This is a genomic window from Vibrio sp. M60_M70 (assembly GCF_037162085.1).
Lineage (GTDB): Bacteria > Pseudomonadota > Gammaproteobacteria > Enterobacterales > Vibrionaceae > Vibrio > Vibrio diabolicus.
In genome coordinates this window covers 1,680,371-1,703,228 of the sequence record NZ_JARLUL010000002.1, presented here as the reverse complement: position 1 = coordinate 1,703,228, position 22,858 = coordinate 1,680,371, and the positions used below count along the sequence as shown (strand labels likewise).

Annotated in this window: 19 protein-coding genes and 2 pseudogenes; 4 read left to right on the top strand and 17 right to left on the bottom strand. The window is 45.0% G+C overall.

Annotation, left to right across the window (positions count from 1 at the left end):
* Positions 1-28: 28 nt before the first annotated feature.
* Positions 29-367 (top strand): DUF1971 domain-containing protein, encoded by a 339-nt coding sequence (locus tag P4S59_RS23285; protein WP_114322822.1) that lies wholly within the window; start codon positions 29-31, stop codon positions 365-367.
* 129 nt (positions 368-496) lie between these two features.
* On the opposite strand, the gene manA is transcribed toward P4S59_RS23285, so the two are convergent.
* Together manA and P4S59_RS23275 are read right to left on the bottom strand one after the other, a co-directional pair.
* On the bottom strand, positions 497-1,729 hold the full coding sequence (manA, locus tag P4S59_RS23280) for a mannose-6-phosphate isomerase, class I (RefSeq protein ID WP_170903422.1): 1,233 nt from the start codon (positions 1,727-1,729) through the stop codon (positions 497-499).
* A gap of 78 nt (positions 1,730-1,807) precedes the next feature.
* Positions 1,808-3,715, bottom strand: coding sequence for a PTS fructose transporter subunit IIABC (locus P4S59_RS23275; protein WP_170903421.1), 1,908 nt, complete (start codon positions 3,713-3,715; stop codon positions 1,808-1,810).
* A 385-nt stretch (positions 3,716-4,100) separates the two neighbouring features.
* Between P4S59_RS23275 and P4S59_RS23270 the strand changes: the two genes are divergently transcribed.
* Positions 4,101-4,943 carry a helix-turn-helix transcriptional regulator gene (locus tag P4S59_RS23270; protein ID WP_337169144.1) on the top strand — a complete coding sequence of 281 codons (843 nt, stop codon included), beginning with the start codon at positions 4,101-4,103 and terminating at the stop codon, positions 4,941-4,943.
* A 34-nt stretch (positions 4,944-4,977) separates the two neighbouring features.
* Here the strand turns inward: P4S59_RS23270 and P4S59_RS23265 are convergent, their stop codons facing one another.
* Both P4S59_RS23265 and P4S59_RS23260 read right to left on the bottom strand, forming a co-directional pair.
* Positions 4,978-5,754, bottom strand: coding sequence for a PTS sugar transporter subunit IIA (locus tag P4S59_RS23265; protein ID WP_005392466.1), 777 nt, complete (start codon positions 5,752-5,754; stop codon positions 4,978-4,980).
* 8 nt (positions 5,755-5,762) lie between these two features.
* A complete protein-coding gene (locus P4S59_RS23260) occupies positions 5,763-6,065 on the bottom strand; it encodes a PTS fructose transporter subunit IIB (RefSeq protein ID WP_005463048.1) in 303 nt (100 codons plus the stop codon).
* A 267-nt stretch (positions 6,066-6,332) separates the two neighbouring features.
* On the opposite strand from P4S59_RS23260, the gene P4S59_RS23255 reads away from it, so the two are divergent.
* Both P4S59_RS23255 and P4S59_RS23250 read left to right on the top strand, forming a co-directional pair.
* Positions 6,333-8,204, top strand: a complete 1,872-nt coding sequence (locus tag P4S59_RS23255; RefSeq protein WP_337169143.1) for a fructose-specific PTS transporter subunit EIIC — start codon at positions 6,333-6,335, stop codon at positions 8,202-8,204.
* A 180-nt stretch (positions 8,205-8,384) separates the two neighbouring features.
* Positions 8,385-9,263, top strand: a complete 879-nt coding sequence (locus P4S59_RS23250; RefSeq protein ID WP_085344112.1) for an NAD(P)-dependent oxidoreductase — start codon at positions 8,385-8,387, stop codon at positions 9,261-9,263.
* Positions 9,264-9,429: 166 nt separating this feature from the next.
* Here the strand turns inward: P4S59_RS23250 and P4S59_RS23245 are convergent, their stop codons facing one another.
* The 13 genes and pseudogenes from P4S59_RS23245 to P4S59_RS23185 form a co-directional block, all read right to left on the bottom strand.
* Entirely contained in the window at positions 9,430-10,869 is a 1,440-nt protein-coding gene (locus P4S59_RS23245; RefSeq protein WP_337169142.1) for a catalase, read from the bottom strand.
* Between the two features lie 289 nt (positions 10,870-11,158).
* Positions 11,159-11,776 (bottom strand): glutathione S-transferase family protein, encoded by a 618-nt coding sequence (locus P4S59_RS23240; protein WP_006742223.1) that lies wholly within the window; start codon positions 11,774-11,776, stop codon positions 11,159-11,161.
* A 15-nt stretch (positions 11,777-11,791) separates the two neighbouring features.
* On the bottom strand, positions 11,792-12,826 hold the full coding sequence (locus P4S59_RS23235) for an NADP-dependent oxidoreductase (protein WP_065645713.1): 1,035 nt from the start codon (positions 12,824-12,826) through the stop codon (positions 11,792-11,794).
* Between the two features lie 149 nt (positions 12,827-12,975).
* Positions 12,976-13,575, bottom strand: a complete 600-nt coding sequence (locus tag P4S59_RS23230; protein ID WP_046873784.1) for a TetR/AcrR family transcriptional regulator — start codon at positions 13,573-13,575, stop codon at positions 12,976-12,978.
* 50 nt (positions 13,576-13,625) lie between these two features.
* Complete coding sequence (gene yqfB / locus P4S59_RS23225) at positions 13,626-13,946, bottom strand: N(4)-acetylcytidine aminohydrolase (RefSeq protein ID WP_005392475.1); 321 nt, start codon at positions 13,944-13,946, stop codon at positions 13,626-13,628.
* A gap of 64 nt (positions 13,947-14,010) precedes the next feature.
* The gene (locus P4S59_RS23220; protein WP_337169141.1) at positions 14,011-14,409 is read right to left on the bottom strand and encodes a VanZ family protein; all 399 of its coding nucleotides are present in this window, start codon (positions 14,407-14,409) and stop codon (positions 14,011-14,013) included.
* 2 nt (positions 14,410-14,411) lie between these two features.
* Positions 14,412-15,719: an oligosaccharide flippase family protein gene (locus tag P4S59_RS23215; protein WP_337169140.1), complete on the bottom strand. Its 1,308-nt coding sequence runs from the start codon at positions 15,717-15,719 to the stop codon at positions 14,412-14,414.
* An 8-nt stretch (positions 15,720-15,727) separates the two neighbouring features.
* Positions 15,728-16,759 (bottom strand): glycosyltransferase family 4 protein, encoded by a 1,032-nt coding sequence (locus P4S59_RS23210; RefSeq protein WP_337169139.1) that lies wholly within the window; start codon positions 16,757-16,759, stop codon positions 15,728-15,730.
* Positions 16,756-17,589: a putative capsular polysaccharide synthesis family protein gene (locus tag P4S59_RS23205; RefSeq protein WP_337169138.1), complete on the bottom strand. Its 834-nt coding sequence runs from the start codon at positions 17,587-17,589 to the stop codon at positions 16,756-16,758. The genes P4S59_RS23210 and P4S59_RS23205 overlap by 4 nt, the downstream gene beginning before the upstream one ends.
* Positions 17,590-17,604: 15 nt before the next feature.
* A complete protein-coding gene (locus P4S59_RS23200; protein WP_237309034.1) occupies positions 17,605-18,858 on the bottom strand; it encodes an O-antigen ligase family protein in 1,254 nt (417 codons plus the stop codon).
* Positions 18,824-19,875: pseudogene (locus P4S59_RS23195) on the bottom strand (glycosyltransferase). The gene P4S59_RS23200 and the pseudogene P4S59_RS23195 overlap by 35 nt, the downstream one beginning before the upstream one ends.
* A gap of 2 nt (positions 19,876-19,877) precedes the next feature.
* Positions 19,878-20,686: pseudogene (locus P4S59_RS23190) on the bottom strand (putative capsular polysaccharide synthesis family protein).
* Positions 20,664-22,844 carry a GumC family protein gene (locus P4S59_RS23185; protein WP_317341744.1) on the bottom strand — a complete coding sequence of 727 codons (2,181 nt, stop codon included), beginning with the start codon at positions 22,842-22,844 and terminating at the stop codon, positions 20,664-20,666. The pseudogene P4S59_RS23190 and the gene P4S59_RS23185 overlap by 23 nt, the downstream one beginning before the upstream one ends.
* Between the last annotated feature and the right edge of the window lie 14 nt (positions 22,845-22,858).

Below are 22,858 nucleotides of genomic sequence, written 5' to 3'. Positions count from 1 at the left end.
CAATTTTATATTCAAAGAGGGTATAACCATGTCACATCTTCGTATTCCGAAAGACTGGACGGTTCAACGTTCGACGCCATTTTTTACCAAAGGCAGTGTGCCTCCAGCTCTTCTAACTCATCACAACACAGCCGAAGGCGTGTTTGGGCAGTTATGCGTAATGGAGGGGCAAGTCACCTACTATGGTTTTGCTGATGAATTCACGACAGAGCCTGAAATGGTCGTCGTGATCAACGCAGGTCAGTTCGCGACAAGCCCGCCACAGTATTGGCATCGTATTGAAATGAGCGATGATGCACAGTTCAATATTAACTTTTGGTCGAATAAAGATAAAAGTGGACAAGCGATGTTCCACGCTAAGCAGTAAACCTTTCTAGACAATTTGATTATTGCGTGAATTTATCGGGAAAAGCGCATATTAAGTAAAAGAGCAGAGACGTTTCTCTGCTCTTTTTTGCTTATTGGCAGTAACGACATGCAAACTTAATCAGCGATATTAACTGTAAGCCCGCGCCACACGACCTTCGCAATTCAAACTGTATTGTTTGGCGTAAGCTGGGATGAAAACAGATTGGCCTTTATCTACTACACACGTTTCACCATTTGCGTGTGTAATCACGAGCGGGGAATCTAGCGGCAACAGGATTTCTGCGGTTCTTACATCAAGCGTTCGTTGGTTGGCTTGTTTTACAATCGCGAATTTGAAATCGTCGACGGGAATTGGGTATTCCAACATGTCGTCGTTTTCGATTGGTTCAAGCAGTAGGGTGTCGAATGGTTTTTCTTCGAAGCGTGTGCAAGCAACGAGTTCTTTTATATCCATATACTTCGGCGTTAAACCGGCACGTAGCACGTTGTCTGAGTTCGCCATGATCTCAAGCCCCGTACCTTTCAAGTACGCGTGTGGCGTTTCTGCATCCAAGAACATCGCTTCGCCTGGTTTCAGCGTGATGACGTTGAGTAGCAAGGGCGCAAACAAACCAATGTCGCCCGGGTATTGCGCTTCTAACTCCAAGATCAGGTTGAACAGAGGTAAGTCGGTGATGCGAGCTTGAGCCAATAGCACCGTCAACGCCATCTCTTTCTGTTCGCCTTCCAGTGATAATAGACCGGAGAAGAAGCTCGCCAATCCTTTGGAAGTTTGATTGTCGATAAGGTCATCCACCAAGCTTTGCAGCTCAGGAATCGCCAGCTCAGAGAAGAAGCTGATGATTTCACTTGTTGGGCGGAAGCCATTCATCGCTTGGTATTCGGTTAGCGCGTAAACCAATTCTGGTTTGTGGTTTGGATCTTTGTAGTTACGGTTTGCAGCGGTTAGGGGAATGCCTTGTTTTTCTTCCAGTGCAAAACCTAGTTCTGCTTGTTGCTTGTTTGGGTGCACCTGAATCGACAGCGCTTTCTCGGCGGCAAGCACTTTAAACAGGTATGGAAGTTCACCAAAACGGTTTGCGACTTCTTCACTCAGAAAAGCATTCATGTCTTGAGCAATCAGTAAAGAGAGTTTGGTCTCCTCGCCGTTTACCATCACCACTGAGCAACCGTTTGGATGCGCGCCCATCCATACTTCTGCTTGTGGTTCGCCCGTTGGGTTTTCAATGCCAAACAGTTGGTTAACAGAAGTAGTACTGCCCCAAGCGTAGTTTTGAATCACGTTGTTCATCAGGAAAAACATCGTATGCTTAGCTTGAGTTTGAATCGTTTGTGTATCGGACATCGTTAAATCAGACATAGAGTGTCACCATGCGAGAAAATCATGGCTTAGGCGACATTGCCCAAGCCATAGGAGCCATTTGGGGGAAGGGGATGATTAAGCGGCTGCTTGCATCATTTTTGCTTTACGCACTTTCTTCAACGTTACACACGTTACTGCGGTAACCGTTGCGCCAGCTGCCATACTAATCAGAGCAAGGACTGGGTGGTTCATTGCGCCAAGTAGAGCGACAACTGGACCACCGTGAGCAACGCTGTTGGTGATGCCGAATGAGAACGCCATTACTGCCGCCACCATTGAACCAAGTACGTTTGCAGGAATCACTGACATTGGATCTTGTGCTGCGAATGGAATCGCACCCTCAGAGATTCCCACCAGACCCATTGCGCCTGCGGCTTTGCCCGCTTCGGTTTCTGATTCTTCGAACAGGTCGAACTTACGGCCAAGCGCCGTTGCCATTGCCATACCTAGAGGCGCAACTGGAATTGCACACGCCATCGCACCCATAAATTGAGTTTGACCGCTCGCAATCATGCCTACAGAGAATAAGAATGCGACCTTGTTGAATGGGCCACCCATATCGAAGCCAGCCATACCACCAAGTACGATACCCAATAGAACTACGTTACCTGTGCTCATGCTCGTTAGTAGCGCAGTCAGGCCGTCCATTAGGCTTGCGATTGGCGCGCCGATAACGAAGATGAATAGACCTGCGATGAACAACGAACCTGTGATTGGCGCAATCATGATTGGCACCAAAGGTTGAATAAACTTGTGGTAGTTAATCGACGTAATCCACTTCACGAAGTAACCCACAAGCAGGCCTGCGATGATGGCACCGATAAAGCCTGTACCTGCGTCTGCGCCGTAGAAAGAACCGTTGTTTGCAATCCAACCACCGATCAAGCCAGGAGTTAGAGCAGGGCGGTCAGCAATCGCGTAAGCAATGTAACCCGCTAGAATTGGGATCATCAGCGTAAAGGCAACCACACCGACGTTGAGGATTTGGTTCCACATGCTGCCTTCAGGGATGGCCATGCCCGCTTCACTTGGCTGACCGCCGATTGCAAGAGCAAGTGCAATCAACAGACCCCCTGTTACGACGAAGGGGATCATGTGTGATACGCCGTTCATCAAGTAGCGGTAAAGGTCAGAGCGAGCCTGAGAGGCTTTGTTTGCAACAGAAGTTTGCGCATTGCTGCTTGCTTCTGCTTGGTATGTCGGAGCACTTAACGCTTCATTAATCAGTCCTTGAGCATCGCGGATTGGGGCTTTTACGTTGGTTTTAACCACGCGTTTGCCCGCGAAGCGGTTCATGTCGACTTGTTTGTCACAGGCGACGATGATGGCATCTGCACGCTCGATTTCTTCTGCGGTTGGGCTGTTTTTCACACCGATTGAACCGTTCGTTTCAACCTTGATTTCGTAACCCATCGCCGCTGCACCTTTCTCTAGCGCTTCTGCTGCTAGGTAAGTGTGGGCAACGCCAGCAGGACAACCAGTAACACCAATGATGAAACCTTGGTTTGCTGGAGCATCTGTCACTGGTTGCGGTTCTTCTTTAGCAAGAAGGAGTGCCAGTGCGTCGTGGCTGTTTGTTGCGCCTAAGAACGCATCGATGAAACCATCTTCAATCAGTTTTGAAGACAGTTCTGCAAGTACTTCGATATGGTGGTTATCGCCACCGTCTGGAGAAGCTATCATGAAGAACAGTTTTGAAGGCAAGCCGTCTTCCGCGCCGTATTCGATACCTGATTTGCTTACGCCGATCACAACCGCTGGTTCAATCACAGCTGCGCTTTTCGCGTGTGGAATTGCCACACCATCTTCAAATCCAGTATTTCCTAATTCTTCACGTGCTTTTATATCTGCAAGAAATTGTGTTTGGTCAGAAATACGACCTTGGGCATGAAGAACGGCAACCAGTTCTTTAAATACGTCTTCTTTTGAAGACGCTTTAAGATCAAGATTAATTAAGTCTTCATTTATTAGTTTGGTGATCATTGTCGAACCCCTATAAATATAATTTTTATTTCAGGGGTATTTTTAAATTACTGATAAAAAGACTGTAGTGAAGAAAAAATGCATTTACTGGAGGATTGTAACCGACTAACTATAGTGTGATTTAGATCGTTCACTGGACAAATCTAGCTGCATATCTGTGACATGATGGATAAGAAGCTAAATGATAAGTGAAATGTGGCTTTGCTCCCATTTGAAAAGGGATTGAGTGTTGTTGATAGAGTTTTTGTTACTGGAAATTTGATGCGTTAACTGGATTTTTGTAACATTAAAATGGAAGTGTGATTTTGCTCAATAGCACAAAAGTTCAGTCCGGTGTATATCTATAGTAAATAGCATCATTGATGCATATATAGAGTGTGAGACAATGATTTTTCATGATTTAATTTCAGCGGTATTAAATGAAAGAGAGCCATTTCATAATATTTGGTTTGCAGGAGATTTTCATACGCCGCTTGAATTTAGCTATCAAGTTAATTTCCCTCGCCTAGAGTTAGTTCTGGATGGGGAATATATTAATGAAATGGAAAGTCATGATCGAAAAGTAACGCACATCGTTGCTAAAAAAGGCGATGCGATATTTATTCCACCTAACTGTTGGAATAAACCAGACTGGGATACCGATTGTTCAGTGTTAAGTATTTTGTTTGGGCGTCGACAACTTGGGTTGAGTTTGGTGAGCAAACGCAAAGGTGAGGCAAACTTTTACGATATTCAAAAGCATAGCATTCAAACGCGCTCAGGATTTGCGATAGATAACATCTTAGAAGCGTTGAGCTCACTGGCTCGTGAGAATACTAAAAAACCAATGGATGAGCTTTTACTACAAGCATTATTGCAATACGCGAAGACGATGTTGGATGCACCAGTCGAGCAGCAGTCACATAGCCGTGTGCAAGATCTCTATCAAGGGATCTGCATCTACATTCAAGAGAACTTCCATCGCCCAATCACGCGTGACAGCATTGCGTCGAGATTCAGTATTTCCTCGAACCATTTGTCGCGCTTGTTCCGTCAGCAGGGGCACATGACCTTGGCAGACTACATTACTTGGGTACGCGTGGATCGTGCGAAGTTTATGCTCAAGAAATACAACTTCAAACTCAATGACGTGTCAGTGCGCTGCGGATTTAAAGACGTGAACTATTTCTGCCGAGTATTTAAGAACCGTACAGGCAGAACGCCGACGGAATATCGTGGTTCGATTTAAGCCTTCAGTCAGAGTGCGTAAATCATAGAAAAGTTTAGGCGAGCAGCCTCGACATGGCGTACATCAGCAGCGCTTGTAAGTCGACGCTGCTTTTTGTTAGTAGTAGGCGTTCCGCCATTTGATCGGTAAGCAGGTTTCTTGTGAGGTTAGTGGCCGCAATGATCTGTTCTCGGGTCGGCTTTTCTGGCATCACCAGTGCTATAGCCAGATGAACATCACCCATCTTCGAAGCCCAATCCATCGACTTTTCATTCGCAATAACAGCAATAGAAATATGGTCAACACCTGAAAACATCACGTGTGGTAGAGCGATCCCCGGGGTCACGCAAGTTGATGAACGTTCTTCACGTTTAATAAAAGCAAGAATCAGTTCGTCGGGATGAATGGGGTGGATGAGCTGAGCTAGTCCTTTAAGGCATTCAAACTTGGTGAGCTCGGTATGCGCTTTGGCGTACTGCCATTTGATTTCACAAGGTGGGCAAATTTGCGGTAAACGCTCGGCCAGTTGGCTAGAAAACTCATAGTTGATATGAGATCCCACCACCGTAAAGTGTTCAGCAATCATGTCTTTTATGACGAAGCAGGCCAGCTCTGCGTCAATGCCAATCGCTGTGATTTGACACAAATCACCTTGTTGTAGACCTGCTTGCAAAATCGCCACGGACTTGGTGAGTTCCGCAACACGATTTTGCGTTACATTAATGATATGTAAGGTACTTTTGAACTTCTTTGCCACTCGATTGAGTGGCTGAGCAAGGTGCGCACTGGCATTTGCATTATCGACGAAAAAGGTGATTTGGTATTCGTTCATCTGCAAATTTAGTCGCGGCAGTGGACGAGGAATACTTTGTCGACGTTCAGCAAAACCTCTTCAATGGGGATTTGAATTTTGCGCGTCCCTTCGAATCGGCCTGGTTGTTCTATCTCAATATCCGACACGATCAAAACCCGATCCGCTTGAGCGATATCGTGAGGAGTGAGCTGATTTTCTATCCCCATCGCACCTTGCGTTTCTACTTTAATTTGCACGTTATGTTTTGGCGCAGCTTTCATTAGTGCATCTGCTGCCATATAAGTATGAGCGATGCCTGTAGGGCATGCTGTCACCGCTACGATTTTCATGTTCTATCCATTTTATTTTTTGTGGATATTAGCACAGCCACCGCAGATTGAATTGATTTGAGCTGGATTAACGCAAGAGCTCTATCACAGTTTGAATCTCATGTTACATTAATCCAGTTAATGCACTTTTAGTCCTATATATCAAAGGGTAGGCACTGGTTAATCTATGCCCAAATAAAATGAGTAGGAACGCATACGAGCCAGGGGACCCTGTATCTCAAACTCACTTGGGTATATATTCGAGCGTGAATATTGGAAGGTAAAACAATGGACATCACAAACCTAATTGAGCTGGAAACGATATGTTTAGATCTAAAAGCTCAAACCAAAGATGAAGCGCTCAAAGAGCTGGTCGAGATGCTAGAGGCCGCCGGCAAGCTCAATAGTCAAAGCCAGTTCTTGGCAGATATCTGGAAACGAGAAGAGATCGGTAACACAGGATTTGATGATGGTATTGCGATCCCTCATGCCAAAAGTGATGCTGTAGCGAAACCGGCTGTCGCGGTCGGGATCAGCCGTAATGGGATTGATTATGGCGCCGAAGATGGCGAGCTGTCCGATGTGTTTTTCATGCTGGCGTCTCCAGATGGTGATGACCATCATCACATTGAAGTATTGGCACAAATTTCCACTAAAATTATCGAAGACGGCTTTGTTGAAAAGCTCAAGTTGGCTCAATCGCGAGAAGAAGCGCTTGAGATGCTGACTGATATTCAAACCCAATCCAATGAATTTCTCCCAACTTCTTTAGAATTTGCATCAGAACCCCTGAGCCCTTGGGCGCAAAAACTTGGCCGTATTAAAGAGCACTTGCTGTTTGGCACATCCCACATGATCCCGTTTATCGTTGCGGGCGGTGTGTTGTTGTCGTTATCGGTGATGATCTCTGGTCACGGTGGTGTACCACAAGAAGGCATTTTGGCCGATATTGCCCAAATGGGGATTGCTGGCCTGACATTGTTTACTGCCGTGCTTGGTGGTTACATTGCTTATTCCATTGCCGACAAGCCGGGCCTTGCGCCGGGTATGATAGGGTCTTGGATTGCGGTCAGTCATTACAATACGGGTTTTTTAGGTGCAATTGTGGTCGGCTTTTTTGCTGGCTTTGTCGTTTGGCTATTAAAGAAAATTCAGCTACCAGACAGCATGAGTTCGCTTGGCTCGATTTTTATTTATCCGCTAGTGGGGACGTTTGTTACTTGTGGCGCGGTGATGTGGGTGATAGGTGCTCCGATTGCCAGCGCAATGACCACCATGAACGAAGTGCTGACGGGCATGGCGGGCTCAGGCAAGGTGATGCTCGGTACCGTGCTTGGGGCAATGACCGCGTTTGATATGGGCGGCCCAATTAACAAAGTGGCGACGTTGTTTGCTCAAACCCAAGTGAACACGCAACCATGGTTGATGGGCGGGGTCGGTATTGCGATTTGTACGCCGCCATTGGGTATGGCACTAGCCACGTTTTTGGCGCCGAGTAAATTCAAGCGAGATGAACGCGAAGCTGGGAAAGCCGCAGGTATTATGGGGATGATCGGCATCAGCGAAGGTGCGATTCCTTTTGCCGCTGGCGACCCTGCGCGAGTGTTACCCGCTATTGTGGCGGGTGGCATCGTCGGTAACGTGATTGGCTTTATGTTCCACGTAATGAACCATGCACCGTGGGGCGGTTGGATTGTACTTCCTGTTGTGGATGGAAAAATTGGTTACATCATCGGTACGATTGCGGGCTCTGTTACCACGGCGTTGATCGTGATTGCACTAAAGAAAACCGTCACCGAAGATGATAGCTACACAGGTCATTCTCAAGTATATGGTTCTGTTCTAGGCGAGGGTGAGGCGGATGTTTTGGCGGTCACATCATGTCCATCAGGTGTGGCACACACGTTCTTAGCGGCGAAGTCATTGGAAAAAGCGGCTTGTGCACTCGGCATTAAGATTAAAGTCGAAACCCAAGGGGCGAATGGCGTCATCAACCGAATTACCGAGAAAGACATCGAGAAAGCGAAGTTTGTGATCTTTGCTCATGATGTCGCGATCAAAGAACCGGAACGCTTTCGAAAAATCCAAGTCTTGGATGTCAGTACCAAGGATGCCATGTTGAACGCCACGGCTTTGTTGCAAGCTCGTAGAGTATCTTAACATTTAACTTCTGAGAAATGTCTCCTCGATGACCCTGATGAATGCTTTTGGTATTTACTCCAACATCGCGGTTCGCTTTTATTTGTGCCGCGAGTGAAGGATAAATTACGAGTAATGTTTTCAATTCTTTAGTAGCATGTTACAAAACATTTCAGTCAGGTGAACTAAGGGAAGCGTGCAATGGAAAAACAACGAGTAGCATTTATTGGTTTGGGTGTTATGGGTTACCCAATGGCGGGCTATTTGAGCAAAGCGGGATATGAAACCAAAGTATACAACCGCACCAAAGCCAAAGCTGATAAATGGGCTGCAGAATACAACGGCATTGCGTGTGAGACACCGCGAGAAGCGGCAGAAGGTTGCGATATCGTATTTACTTGTGTCGGTAATGACGATGACGTGCGCAGCGTTGTATACGGTGAAGAAGGCATTCTAGTCGGTCTAAAAGCAGGCGCGGTACTGGTTGATCACACCACGACCTCCGCTGATTTAGCCGTTGAATTGGCCGATGCTTGTACCAAATATGGCAATCACTTCATTGATGCTCCGGTATCTGGTGGTCAAGCAGGCGCAGAAAATGGCGTACTAACCATCATGTGTGGTGGCGAGCAGAACATTTTTGATCGTGTGTCTCCAGCGATGGACGTATATGCAAAGCAAATGACGCTTCTGGGTGAAAATGGCCAAGGTCAACGTTGTAAAATGGTAAACCAAATCTGTATTGGTGGTGTGCTTCAAGGCTTGAGCGAAGCGTTGTTACTCGCGCAGAAATCCGGTTTGGATATTGAACAAGTAGTTGAAACACTCAAGCACGGTGCTGCCGGGTCATGGCAAATGGAAAACCGCGCCAAGACGATGGCGCAAGATAAGTTTGATTTTGGCTTCGCGATTGATTGGATGCGCAAAGACTTAGGCTTCTGTCTGCAAGAAGCAGAGCGAGTGGGTCTGGAGCTCCCACTGACTAAGAAAGTGGATGAGCAATACGCAGACCTTCAACGCGATGGTTTAGGTCGCATGGATACATCTGTTCTGATTAAAGCCGTCGCTAAGAATCAGTAGTAGATAAACAGTTCTTTGGTATCAAAGAGCTTGAAGAAATTTAAGTTGATCATAATAGTTCCCCTTGAACATTAGTGTGTGATTAACGAACTTGAATGAGGAGGTGCTTTGGGGCACCTCCTTTTTTATGTCTTCTTATCACAGCATTTGCTGGTGCAGTGTCCGTTTACTTGTTTAAGCCTAGCGCAATCTCAAGGCCTTTGCCGTAAGCTTCGTCCGCTTGGTAGGCGTGGTTAACGTGACGTTCTTTGATGAAGTCTGGCACACCATCCATTGCACGAGCGGTGTTGTCGAATAGAGTTTGACGCTGTTCTTCGCTCATCAGACGGAATAGGTCTCCCGCTTGGCTGAAGTAGTCTTCGTCTACACGGTGATCGTAATGATCAGCATTGCCGTTGATGCGTAGAGGTGGCTCAGAGTAATCTGGTTGCTCTGCCCATTCTTGTTTGTAGTTTGGCTCGTAACCTAGTGTTGAACCAAAGTTGCCATCAACGCGCATTGCGCCATCGCGGTGGTAGCTGTGTACCGGACAACGAGGCGCGTTAACTGGAATTTGGTGATGGTTTACACCTAGGCGGTAACGCTGTGCATCTCCGTATGCAAACAGACGGCCTTGCAGCATTTTGTCTGGTGAGAAGCCAATTCCAGGAACGATAGCTGCCGGGTTAAACGCGGATTGCTCAACTTCCGCATAGAAATTTTCTGGGTTACGGTTCAGTTCAAACTCGCCTACTGGGATCAATGGATAATCTTTTTGTGACCATACTTTTGTTAGGTCGAACGGGTTGAAGTTCACTTCATCCGCTTCTAACTCAGGCATGATCTGGACGTACATCTTCCATTTAGGGAAGTCTTGACGCTCAATCGCTTCGTAAAGGTCACGGTGATGGCTTTCGCGGTCTTTACCTACGATCGCTTCTGCTTCTTGGTCAGTCAGGTTTTTGATGCCTTGCTGAGTTTTAAAGTGGAATTTCACCCAGTAACGTTCGTTTTCTGCGTTGATAAAGCTGAATGTGTGGCTACCGAAGCCGTGCATATGACGGTAAGACGCTGGAATACCACGATCACTCATAACGATCGTAACTTGGTGGAATGCTTCTGGTAGTGATGTCCAAAAATCCCAGTTGTTTGTCGAGCAGCGCATGTTGGTGCGTGGATCGCGTTTCACCGCGTGGTTTAGATCTGGAAATTTTAGTGGATCACGGAGGAAGAACACTGGCGTGTTGTTACCAACCAAGTCCCAGTTGCCTTCTTCGGTGTAAAACTTTAGCGCAAAACCACGGATGTCGCGCTCTGCATCTGCGGCACCGCGCTCCCCCGCAACGGTGGTAAAGCGAGCAAATAGTTCGGTCTTTTTACCAATCTCCGAGAAGATCTTCGCGCGAGTGTATTTTGTGATGTCATGAGTCACAGTAAAGGTGCCGTAAGCGCCTGAGCCTTTGGCGTGCATACGACGCTCAGGAATCACTTCGCGGTCAAAGTGCGCCAGTTTTTCAAGGAACCAAACGTCTTGCAGTAGTTGGGGACCACGAGGACCTGCAGTCATCACATTTTGATTATGGGCGACAGGACAGCCTGCGGCGGTGGTTAATTTCTTATTTGTCATTTTTCTTCCCCTCCAGGGATCAATACCTTAGCAACTGAAGAGAAGATTATTACGGAAAAGCTGGAAGCAAAAACTGATACTGCTTATCAATTCAATAGGTGGTAACGATGATGAAAAGTAATTTAGAATCAAATTCTTAGCTGATTTTTATGATTGGTTTATTAACGTATTGGCGAAAAGGGTAAAAAGAGCACGTTGGCATTTGCATGAATTGCGCTTTGTTGACAAGGTTAATGTCGGAAATCGCCCCTTTGATATCGCTTTATTGATCATCAAAGGGGCGGAGTGATTAGGAGTACTTCACTTCAATTTGCTCAGCTTTTTCAAACGCTGGATGCGTTGCAAGTTGTTTTCCATAACGTTCAATATTCGGGAAGTGACCAGCCAAACCGAACTTATGCACGAGCTCGACAATAAATGACATCATGATGTCTGCGCCAGTTAAACGTTCTTCTACTAGGTAAGTTTTGCCTTCTAGCGATTGCTCGAAGTAACCCAGAACGTTCATCGCTTCTTTGTCAGCATAGCCTGATAGAAATTGAGTTTCGTTTGGCTCTTTGCTAATAAAGATTTTTAACAACATTGGTAAGATTGCTGAACTTTCAGCAAAGTGCATCCATTGTAGGTACTCAGTGTGCGCCTTCGTCCCACGCTCAGGAGCCAACGCACCATCACTGTACTTCTCAATCAAATATTCGGTCATCGCGCCAGATTCAATGATGAACTCGCCATCATCTTCAAGCAGGGGCGATTTACCAAGCGGATGAACGCTCTTTAGCTCAGGCGGTGCCATGAAAGTCACTTTGTCACGAACATAAGGCACTATTTCGTAATCCACATTTAGCTCTTCAAGTAACCAAATGATGCGCTTTGAGCGAGACTGATTGAGATGGTGAAGTTTAATCATTTATTTATCCCTTCCTTATAATGGGTCGTTAATCTGTACTACAAGCTTGCCGAAGTTCTTACCTTCCAACAGACCGATAAATGCTTCTGGTGCATTCTCCAGTCCTTGTACTAGATGTTCACGGTATTGGATCTTTCCTTCAGCCAACCATTGATTAATATCTTGCGCAAATTCACCGTAACGATGTCCGTAATCATCAAAAATGATGAAGCCTTGCACCTTGATTCGTTTAGTCAGCAGCTTACCCATTAATAATGGAAGATGGTCGGTACCTTCAGGCAGTTCTGTTGCGTTGTATTGAGAAATCAAACCACAAAGTGGGATACGTGCGCTGGTATTCAGAAGTGGCATTACAGCTTCGAATACTTTGCCACCTACGTTTTCGAAGTAAACATCGATACCTTGGTCACAGGCGTTTTTCAACTGCTCTGCAAAGTCGTCAGCTTTGTGATCAATACATTCATCGAAGCCAAGGACTTCTTTGGCGTAACGGCACTTTTCTTCTCCGCCTGCAATACCAACAACTCGACAACCTTTGATTTTGCCAATTTGACCAACGGTCGCGCCCACAGGGCCTGTCGCGGCTGCTACCACAATGGTTTCACCTGGTTTTGGCTGACCGATATCGAGCAAGCCCATGTACGCGGTAAAACCTGGCATGCCAGCAACACCTAGAGCGTATGATGGGTTTTGTGGTTCTTTGCCTAGTTTAATTACCATCTCACCAGTTGAGAGCGCGTAGTCTTGCCAGCCAACAGTGTATGCAAGAACCCATTCACCCGCTTCATAATCTGGGTGGTTTGATGCTTCTACCTGACAAACTGTGCCAGCGATCATTACGTCATCAACCGCAACAGGATCGGCGTATGACTCGGCATCGCTCATGCGACCGCGCATGTATGGGTCGAGAGATAAATAAACGGTTCTCAGTAGCATCTCACCATCTTGAGGAGTCGGTTTCGCCACTTCTTCTAGACGAAAGTTTTCTTTTGTTGGTGCACCATGGGGACGTGACGCGAGTACGATTCTGCGATTTGTTGCGTTAGTCATATTTATCTCACTTATTGATTAGACCGGTCGTCTAGTTTTGATTTCAAAATATCCCGCTCATAGAGCGGGAAAGTGTATTGTGCTATCACAGGAGTTATTACCAACTGTGAAACACATGTAGGGTGTTCATCTTACTTTTACGCTACCTACTATGGGCAAGTTCGCGTGTTTTGCAGTAGATGTTGAGTATAGGTCAGACTTTGCGTTAATGCTGCCTGATCTTGATACAGTTTGTTCAGCAAGCTTGCGCCGTTCCAAAGGTAGTATATCTGCCTTGCCAATAAAGCACTGTCACCATTTGGGATAGAGCCATCTTGAATGCCTACGTCAATGCAATCCGCCATTGCTTGAATGGTTTTGTCTGCACCTTGGCGTAACGCTAGACGCATGGGCTCTGAGAGATCGGAGACTTCCGCACTTAACTTGACCAACAAACATTTGTTCGCATTACATACGTCGTCTTCTACTTTGACCATTTCTTCAAAGTAGCTCATTAGGCGTTGGTAGCCATTCAGATCGGTATTGGTAAAGCGTGCGTTTAAACGCTCAAAATACTTAGTAAAGTAGTCTTGAATCATCGCTTCACCAAATTGTTCTTTGGATTTGAAGTAATGATAAAACGAGCCTTTCGGCACCGCGGCCTTTTTTAAAAGCTCTGAAAGGCCAACACTCGTAAACCCTCGGTTTACGATTAACTCGTATCCGACGTCGAGAATATGTTGGCGTGTGTCGTTCGTCTTTGCGTTCATGAAGCGTACTATAGAATGAATTAGACCAGTCGTCTAGTGTTTGTTGTAGGTTATTTGATTAGCTCGTACTCAATCACAAATAGCGTATCGGTGTTTGGGTAGATTTCTCGAATTAACTGCTTGAGTTTTGGTAGTTCGATGGCTTCTTGTTCAGCATGAAACTCATTGATATCTTCAAAGTTGAGTGGTTCTACAGAGCGTATTTTGATGTTGCAGACTTTACGATCCGTCTCTAGCGTAAAAACTTCGACCTCTGTATTTGGAACGTAGTGACTTTCTGATTCATCTCGAATCGTAATCGTTTTTTTGCCTGATGTGATCAACGGGGTTAAGAATTCAAAAAAGGTAATCTTGGTTGGGTGGGATGACATGATGTACTCGTTAGTCTGATTGTTTGGCGTAATTATATACCCAAATAACCTTGAGGTGCTTATTTCAAGAGAACGAGCGAGTGCGCAGGACGCGAATCAACTTGGCACTAAAGTAACCCGAGATAATGCCTATCCAGTTGGTGCTGAGATCATCAAAACTAAACGAGCGACTTGGAATAAAAAGTTGACTTATTTCTTCCATTGAAACGATAGCCAACAGTAGTAGCAAAAGGCGGATGCCAAAGACGTCGGCTTTACTTGAACTTATCAAAGAGGGGAAGGTGAAGACCGATAAAAAGCCGATCAATAAACTGAAGGTAAAGTGAAGCGTACTCGATCCACCTAAGTAGGTTTCCATTTGCAGGTAAGTGGCATGGTGTAAGTCAGAGCTTTTCCATAAAGAGAGTGAAGCCGTAATCACCAGAACGAAAACAAAACTCATCCGTGTCAGTATTGAAACCATAATTAACCTATTGGAAAGAAGCCTAAGTAACGTTTTACAAAGTACAGCGCTGCCAGATTCTGGATTGCCATGCCAACTGCCATCGCCCATGCAGCACCAATAACACCGAACGCTTGGCAAAGCGCAATGAGCAAGCAGATAGAGATTGTGCCGGAGGAAATTGTAATGTATTTCATGGTTCTTTCGTGACCGCTCATGAGTAATAAAAATCCTACAGAGCCAGTCGCAACATTGACTAACTGCCCTAAAGACAGGACGACTAACAGTGGCGCAGCAGCAAGAAACTCTTCACCAAAAAACCGCATCACAAACTCTGGGAATAGAGTGCAAATAATCACGGGCACAATGGCCAAACCAACGTTGGCTCGGCAAGCTAAACGGCTCAGGCTTTGCAGTTTGATCATTTGGCGTTCTTTGTAGAGAGAGGCAAACATAGGGGCGACCACAAAGTTAATGGTAATCAGCACAAAGCCAATCAGTAGTGATGTACGTTGAGCTGCAGCTAATAGACCGAGTTCCGCTGTTGAGATAAAAAAGCCCGCAATGACAAGGCTTCCCCATTGAAGAACGTTCGTGAAGATACTGCCAATCCAGACTTGCTTGGCAGAAGCGACCATTTTTTTGTTTGGTACGAAAGCCGATGTCTGATACTGACCTGAACCTAGCCAATTAACACTGGATATTACCGCGACGCTCATACTCGCCAGAAGCAGTGCGGTCATCAGATTGTTGATATTTTGCTGACCGATATAGTCCAAGCCAAAGACAAAAAAGACCATCAACATACTCACGCCAAGCTGTAAAGCAAACAGTGATAACACGACCTTTCTACATGCTTGAAGCACACGACTGTTGGTCTGTGCAAGCACCAAAAACGGTATGCAGAACAAGCCTAAAGTAATCGCATGCATTGGCGATTGGGTCTGGTTTAGCTGTTCAGGAAACAGATTAAATCCTACCAACAAAACGGCAATGGCTAGCAAGCAAAACGCCATACTTCGATAAAGTGCTGTTTTATAGTTATGGCTTTGTTGAAGTGTCTCTTTGTTGTTAAAGGCGATCGCATTGTAGCGAACTAATGAGACATCAAAACCTAGCTGAGAAACGATCGCGAGTAGTGAGACTAGGTTGAATAAAAAGAAAAATTGACCGGAAGTCGAAGCGTCACTGGCCTTCGATACAATCAGTGTCAGTAAAAAAGCAAATAGCGCACTCAACACACGCGTGATTGCGGTTTTCAATCCAGTAGATAGCAAGCTTTTTTTACCGCTGGGCATCAACAGTAATTTTTGTTGAATAGTGTGAAACATAGAGGTATTTAACCGTAAATATTATTGAGTGCGAGGCGCTGTGTTTCTTCACTGAAGGCGTCGTTTAACGCTGTTGTATATTGGCAAAAATCAATTTCATCATAATGATTGACACAGTGCGCGATCTGCTTGGCCATTTCTTCAGGTGTTAGCGCTAAAAATGGGTAGTTGAGATCTTTGGTCGCGCCGATAGTTCGAATCACCATAGGAAGATGTAATTTGGCTGCTTCTAGAATAGTTAACGGCATCCCTTCCCATGCTGCAGTATGTAAGTAAAGGTCTGAACCCTTGAGCTTTTTAACCACCTCATCACGAGGTAACATGCCAGTCACATCCACATTTTCTGTACGCAATTTTTGTTCAAGTGTGTGGTCACCGCCACCTATCCATGTGATATCTAATGGGCGGTTAAGCGCATGTCGATTAAGGTGTTGCAATGTGTCGATGAGAAATTGCGGATCCTTTTGGGGCGCGACACGACCAAGCACAACAAGTCGCAGCGCTTCTTGTCTGTTTCGTAATAAACGCTCTTCACTTTGATAAGAGACGTAGTTGTTGAGCAGCTCGGCACGTTTCGCACCAATGCTAATCGCTAGGTCACATTCTCGTTGGCTACAGCCTGCCACCACATCAATTTTGCTCAGTTTTACTTTCTCTAGCGCTCTATAGATCTGGCGTGCAAGCTCTGAGATATCTTCACGTTCGAAAGCATAACAGTGCGGAGTGTAAACCAAACGTGCCTTGCCAAGTTTTAGAAATCGCCCGAGAAATCCCGCTTTACTCGAGTGCAAATGCACAACGTCAGGCGCAAGTGATGCAATCATGTGGTTTGCATCGCGAACAAATTGAAGTAAGCCGCCTTCCACCCATTTGGTCTGTGTGAAAATATGATGGTTGTTCTCATTGGTTAAGTCGTTTTCTCGAGCTCTGGCTAGCAAGAAATGTTGATAGGGTTCGTCTCGAGAGGAGTGAGCATAACTATAGAGGGCGGTTTGAACGCCACCTCCGAAGGCTTCTGTAATATGGAGCACTTTTTTCATGATGATTCTGTTCCTAATGTCTGCATCCATTTATGCTTGAAAGCATCACGTTCTTGTTCTGAATAAACGTGGCGATATAAGGGAAGATCGTACATATAGAACAGCTTTGAAAAGTCGTAGTGATGCTTAAAGTGCTGGTGGATATTGGAGTACCACTTGTTTTTCGCTTCGTTGCTGTTTTTCAGCACGAAGTCTTGCAGCCCGAGAAACTCACCAATTTCTTTATCGAGAGAGCTGAGCTTTTCGCATTTGATTAGCATGACGTTGGCTTGCTCGTTCTTGAATGTGAAGAAAGGTTGAGTGTTGTCCAATTCTTGACGCATCACATCGATATTGAAGTTACGTTTTAACTCGTTGTCGAACCAGTTCGCAAAATAGTTGAGATTGATATAGTTATCGAAACAATGTTCGAGGTGCTGATACGTGACTGCCATATCTCGGTGAATTGCATCATTCTTTTTGCCTTCGATAAATTGCAAATGGAGGTCTTGAAAGAAACGAGAAAAGACAGTTGCGATTGGATCACGGACCAGTGTGACGATTTTGATCTGTTCGCGTTTTTGTAAGATACGTTTTCGTTGCTTGAGCACTAAGCGATAGAGCGCACGGTTTTTGAAATCGAAAAATTTACTCACGTCTTTTTTATTGTGATACATGTGAAATTCTTCGTGATCATCAAAGGTGTGGATGTGATAGCTTGGGATATTTCTTTCTCCCAGCGTGTGCTCAATTGACGATGAGCCAACTTTGCCCATTTGGTAAACTAAAACAAAATTGTCAGCTTGGAGTTCTCGGTTCTTTTCAAATTGTCGAGAGATTGAATACTTCATCTATCCTATCCTTGATTATTCAAATTCGTGGTGATGGTTTACCGGAAAAGTATGAGCAATGGTGTTGACCTTTGACTCGCGGCTCATGCTTATCATGACGGGTAATAAGAGTATTAAAATGATGGTGGTATTTACCGCAACGAAGAACACCATGATGAGGGCGTATATCGCGAGTAAGAGGCTTTTCCTGTTGTCATTGAGACTACGGAAGCAAAAGCGAATAAAAAGAAAATAACCACCAAATAATAGGGCGATACCGAGCAACCCGTATTCAATTGCGGTATCTAACACAAAGTTGTGGGTGTAGATCGCCAGCTCATCATAGTTAAAGTAACTGATCATAAAGTTGGGTAACATTTTCGCGCCGACACCTAACACCGGGTGTTGAAGTAAAATATCTAGCCCATTGGCAAGTAAGAGTTTTCTATGAAGGTTCGACACCCAGCGAGCTTCACTTTGGTTGGCAAATAAGACGTCTTCTTGGGTTATTTCCAATGTATCTGCTAACGTTTCAAACCCAACATAGAGTGTAGTTGCGACGGCAGTGAACACCATAAAGCTTAAGGCCAATAAAATGGTCCACGTATACGTTTCATTAAGTGATTTTCTCATCAGGTTTTTTACGAGCAGCTGGTCAAAGAAGAAAAGCAGACAAAAACCAAGTAGTGCTTTTCTTTCTTGCGACAACACCAGTAATACCAAAGCAACGAGCATCAAAAGGTGGAAAGCGCGAATTTTATCCCGATAAAGGTAGAGTAGTGAGCAAAGTACACCGAACCCGTATTTACTTACCCCGAGTAACTTAAACCCGCTTTGATAGCCTTGAGCAAAGTGCCATAAGGCAACGAGCGTACAGATGAAAAACAGCAGATAAGTGAAATAAACCATTACCCATTCATCATCAAACACGCCATAGGCGTACATTAGGCTAAGCAAGCAGAGAATCGCCAGCCATTGCACGGTTTCTATAACTAGCGGCATTAAGGGGACGCGATTTAGCAGGCCATTTAAGAACACATATCCAGTGAACAGTACAAGGAACCCCATACAGGGATGCATGAGTTTTTCAGCTTTTCCTTCCAATACCACTAATGCAGTAAAACCAATGGACAAAAGGCTTGCGATGTCTGATGGTGCTAGTGCTATTCCTCCAGCACGAAACTTCATAGGAATAAAGAACAATGCTAATAGGCATGCTGCAAGCAATGAGGCTCGATGGCTCGATGGCGCGGAGCTATTTGTTGGTGCAAAGCTGCTGGTAGATTCCATAGTAACCTTCACGAAATTTATCGATGGTGTAGAGAGAGGCCCTATTGACTGAGTATTGACTTGCAGCGTCATACCGCTCAACACTTTCACACAGCTGGAGCACTTTCTGGCTCAGCTCATTTGAGTTACCAACCTGAAATAAATATTCGGCACGTCCGGTGACGTCATCCAAACCGGGTACGTCCGATGATAATACGGGTAAGCCTGCTGCCATGGCCTCAACCGCCGCCAAGCCAAAGCCTTCGACATGCGATGATTGCACGTAAATGTCCATGTTGTTCAAAAACGCTGGAACATCAGAAACTACCCCATGAAAGTGAACACGTTGCGTGACGTTGAGCTTTGTTGCCAACGCTTGCAGTGACGATTTTTTTCGCCATCTCCAGCAAGATGGAGCTCGTATCGTCTCGGTAAATGGACAAGTGCTTGGATAAGAGTTTCATGATCTTTATGTTGGTGAAGTCGGCCCACCATGCCAATCTTGATGATTGGTTTGTCGATTAGGTGGCTGGAGCACTTCGGCATCATAGGAAACCTTTTTAAATCAACGCCATTGTGCACCACGTGATATTTATGTTGGTAGCGAGGCATGAACTTCACCAGTTCATCTTGTACTTTTTCACTAATACTGACCGTCAAGTCGTGGCCCCAATACAAGACATATTCCATGAACTTAAACAACGGATAGTCACGTCGACGGTTGTAAGAGCAGTGCTCAGTCTGGATTCGTTTTTTACCTACCGCCAATAGCGCTAGATAAATGGAAGGGTAGAGGTGCCCGTGAACGACATGCGGCCAACGTAGCAAACAGTATTTCTCACTCAATGACAAAGTGCGCCAGTTAAAACACTCTATCCCTTGGGCGGATAGCGTTGGTAAGTAATCATTTTCATCACACAAGACCAAAATTTTGATTTCGTATTCAGGCTTATGTTCCAAAACAAGGTCGACTAAGAACTTCTGAGCACCGCCGTTCTGAGAAAGATCATTAATAATATGTAGAATCTTGGTTTTCATGATTAATTGGTCAGATATTGCTGTTTAAGGTCGGTGATTTCTGCATTTGAGAAAAAGTGCTTCGTCAATTTAGAATTCAGCATTTCTTCAACGTACTCGGGTGTAGGTTGAAATTGCGTTTTGAATTCTTTCATTAGTGGCGAGTACCATTTGTTGTCTGACTGATTTTCATAAACGACATCCACGGGGTAACCTAAAAAGTCTTCAACTGCGGAGTTAGCCTTCGCTAGCTTGTCACTTCGAATGACCAACAGTGAGAAGTTGTTGTTATGGTATGTTTGATAGCCCACTTCGTGATTAAAAGGTTCGTTAAACACATCAATCCCTGTTAGTTGTTTGATTTCGTTGTCAAACCACTGCAGCGCATATTGATGATTCATGTGCTTATCAAATGCCTCTTGGAGTAACTGCGGACGTTCGGTACGGATTGCGCTATCATCTTTTAGGTATTTGTCCGCCATCCAAAAAGGAAGTGCTTGAAAGAACATTGAGACATTTCGTCCGATCGGTTCACGCACCAGCGAGATAATTCGAACTTTTTCTTGCGCTTTAACATATGGCTCATCGTTATACGCTTTAGTCGTCGCTTTAACGCATTGATCTGAGGCTTATGCAATTGCGCTCTCACAGGGGATATCTGTTTTTGCGCATCGACAGTCATAAGATCGTGCAAGTGAATCGAGTTAGGAATGGAATGTTCTAATGCACTCGAACCTACTTTGCCCATTTGATAGATCAAAACTGGTTGTTCTTGGCTTTTCAACGTTTGGTACCAAGATGCGTTTGAGTTAGTAGGCGTATTTCTGGACATAAAGCGTTTCTCCTTCCTTAGTCTTGGCTTGTGTGATTAAGACGCCAAGAGATGGAACTGAGTGTTGTATTTGTTTAGATAACGCAAGGTTAACCAGTGATGATTTTGTCGACTCAGAGCGAATGACGGTAATCAGACCATTGGCATACTGACCAAGAATAAGTGCATCACTCACTGACAGTAGGGGCGGTGTATCGATAATGATCCGGTCATACTTATTTTGAAAATGTTCGAGCAACTTTTTAAAGCGATCAGAAGCTAGCAGTTCCTGTGGGTTTGGCGGAATTAGGCCTGCCGGTAATACATCTAAGTTGGCTTCTTTTATATGCGTAACACAATCTTTGATTGGCGTATCCATAGTCAGGATATGCGTTAAGCCTGGGCTTGATTCAGCAATACCAAACCGTTTTGCGATGGAAGGTCGGCGTAAATCGCAGTCGATGATCAATACCTTTTCCATTTTTGAAAACGACACCGCCATATTGATACTGGTCGATGTTTTTCCTTCTTCTGGAATGGCAGAAGTAAAGGGCAATATCTTTTGCTTAGTGTTGGTTAGTCTGAGCAGAAGCGAGGTTCTGACGGAGCGACAAGCTTCACTAAATAGCTTTTCTTCATCATCTAAATACGCGGTATAACTGACGCCGTTTTTACGCAAATTGCGTTTTTTGACCATCGGAATCACGCCTAAACACGTAACACCAAGTTTTTCCTGCACATCGGCTGTGCTTCGGATAACTTCTCGCAGAGTTTCTAAGATGATGACCAGCGCACAAGCAATGGCAAAGCCAAAAAATGTGGCAATCAGTACCAGTTTGATTCGTTGCGGTGCTACCGGAAATAGAGGGATGATGGCTTTGTCAGTAAAACGTGCAGTGACATTTTTGTAGTCGCTGGTGGCGTTGGTCTCTTTCTCACGATTTAAGAACGCTTCATAGAGTGCCTTATTGGATTCAACCTCGCGTTTTAACTGTTCGTAACGCGCTTTTTGTGACCCTAACGATTGGAAGTCCGACTTTTTGTGATCGAGTTCTGCTCGAAGCATGTCCTCTTGAGCCTTTGCAGCAAGAAGGTCTTGTTGCTTACTGAAGGAAATGTCACGAATGAGTTGCTGGGTTCTAGATTGAATTTCAGCAAGCTGCGCTTTCGCCTGAATCATTCGGTCATGCTTGGGGCCGTAGCGCTGTGCCAGCTCAGAGAGATTTTTGGCTGCCTGAGCTTCCGATAATTTTAGGTCGCGGATCTGCGCTTGATTAGCGAATTCATCAATTGACAGCAAGCTGTCTAAACTTTGTGAGGATTTACGTCTTAACAGTTGGATTAACGTCTGCGCTTCAATGCGCTTATTAACAGCGACATTTAGCTTGCGAGTGAGTTCTTCTAGCTCATTTGCGTAAATTTCATCAATACCGTTTATATCGATCAATCCTTCTTTTAACAAGAATTCTTGCAGCGCTTGCTCAGAGTTACGTAATCGCTCCTCCAATTTTTGTGAGTTATTTGTCAACCAAGTGGCCGCATTTTGTGTAACGACCAATTTGGCTTCAAAATTTGCGTCAATGTAGGCTTGGCCGACCGCGTTGGCGATTGTTGTCGCAAGCTTAGGATCGGTAGAACGAAAGCGAATTCTGACTAATTGGGTGTTACGTACCGGCTCAATATCGAGTTTACTTCTGAAAGCTTGAAGCGCTTGATAATAGGACTCTGAAAACTGGGCGGTTTCTTTTGGGCTTGGTGCCACATTCAGTAGGTCTTGAACAAAAGGGATCGACTTTATTTGGTCGATCTTTTGATTTAATCCACCTGAGCGTGTGAACTCCGGTAGTTGAGTTAGGTTCAGCTCTCTAATGACCTTATCTGCGATATGATTCGATTTTAAAATAGCGATTTGCGTTTGAAAGTACTCTTTTTTTGTCGTGTCGACGCCATATACTTCCTCGATTGAAAGGGCGCTTTTTTGCTCTTCTTGGATGAGTAGCGTTGCTGTAGCTTGGTATATCGAGGCTTTAGAGTAGATATACCAAGTACAAGTTAATGAAAACAGAAGCGTGAAAGCTGCGATGCTTAGCCAATTCTTTTTAATCGCTTTAAAGTGATGACCAAAACGAATCAGTTCTACTTTGTTCATCTGGAGATTATTTGGATGAGTCCCGTTCATTTGATTCCCTGTCA

What these genes read in the sequence shown, in the direction of transcription:
- P4S59_RS23210 (WP_337169139.1), bottom strand. Translation starts at nt 16,759, where the DNA reads ATGAAAAAAGTGCTCCATATTACAGAAGCCTTCGGAGGTGGCGTTCAA.
- manA (WP_170903422.1), bottom strand. Translation starts at nt 1,729, where the DNA reads ATGTCTGATTTAACGATGTCCGATACACAAACGATTCAAACTCAAGCT.
- P4S59_RS23205 (WP_337169138.1), bottom strand. Translation starts at nt 17,589, where the DNA reads ATGAAGTATTCAATCTCTCGACAATTTGAAAAGAACCGAGAACTCCAA.
- P4S59_RS23285 (WP_114322822.1), top strand. Translation starts at nt 29, where the DNA reads ATGTCACATCTTCGTATTCCGAAAGACTGGACGGTTCAACGTTCGACG.
- P4S59_RS23185 (WP_317341744.1), bottom strand. Translation starts at nt 22,844, where the DNA reads ATGAACGGGACTCATCCAAATAATCTCCAGATGAACAAAGTAGAACTG.
- P4S59_RS23250 (WP_085344112.1), top strand. Translation starts at nt 8,385, where the DNA reads ATGGAAAAACAACGAGTAGCATTTATTGGTTTGGGTGTTATGGGTTAC.
- P4S59_RS23255 (WP_337169143.1), top strand. Translation starts at nt 6,333, where the DNA reads ATGGACATCACAAACCTAATTGAGCTGGAAACGATATGTTTAGATCTA.
- P4S59_RS23200 (WP_237309034.1), bottom strand. Translation starts at nt 18,858, where the DNA reads ATGGAATCTACCAGCAGCTTTGCACCAACAAATAGCTCCGCGCCATCG.
- P4S59_RS23265 (WP_005392466.1), bottom strand. Translation starts at nt 5,754, where the DNA reads ATGAACGAATACCAAATCACCTTTTTCGTCGATAATGCAAATGCCAGT.
- P4S59_RS23235 (WP_065645713.1), bottom strand. Translation starts at nt 12,826, where the DNA reads ATGACTAACGCAACAAATCGCAGAATCGTACTCGCGTCACGTCCCCAT.
- P4S59_RS23220 (WP_337169141.1), bottom strand. Translation starts at nt 14,409, where the DNA reads ATGGTTTCAATACTGACACGGATGAGTTTTGTTTTCGTTCTGGTGATT.
- P4S59_RS23215 (WP_337169140.1), bottom strand. Translation starts at nt 15,719, where the DNA reads ATGTTTCACACTATTCAACAAAAATTACTGTTGATGCCCAGCGGTAAA.
- P4S59_RS23230 (WP_046873784.1), bottom strand. Translation starts at nt 13,575, where the DNA reads ATGAACGCAAAGACGAACGACACACGCCAACATATTCTCGACGTCGGA.
- P4S59_RS23240 (WP_006742223.1), bottom strand. Translation starts at nt 11,776, where the DNA reads ATGATTAAACTTCACCATCTCAATCAGTCTCGCTCAAAGCGCATCATT.
- P4S59_RS23270 (WP_337169144.1), top strand. Translation starts at nt 4,101, where the DNA reads ATGATTTTTCATGATTTAATTTCAGCGGTATTAAATGAAAGAGAGCCA.
- yqfB (WP_005392475.1), bottom strand. Translation starts at nt 13,946, where the DNA reads ATGTCATCCCACCCAACCAAGATTACCTTTTTTGAATTCTTAACCCCG.
- P4S59_RS23260 (WP_005463048.1), bottom strand. Translation starts at nt 6,065, where the DNA reads ATGAAAATCGTAGCGGTGACAGCATGCCCTACAGGCATCGCTCATACT.
- P4S59_RS23245 (WP_337169142.1), bottom strand. Translation starts at nt 10,869, where the DNA reads ATGACAAATAAGAAATTAACCACCGCCGCAGGCTGTCCTGTCGCCCAT.
- P4S59_RS23275 (WP_170903421.1), bottom strand. Translation starts at nt 3,715, where the DNA reads ATGATCACCAAACTAATAAATGAAGACTTAATTAATCTTGATCTTAAA.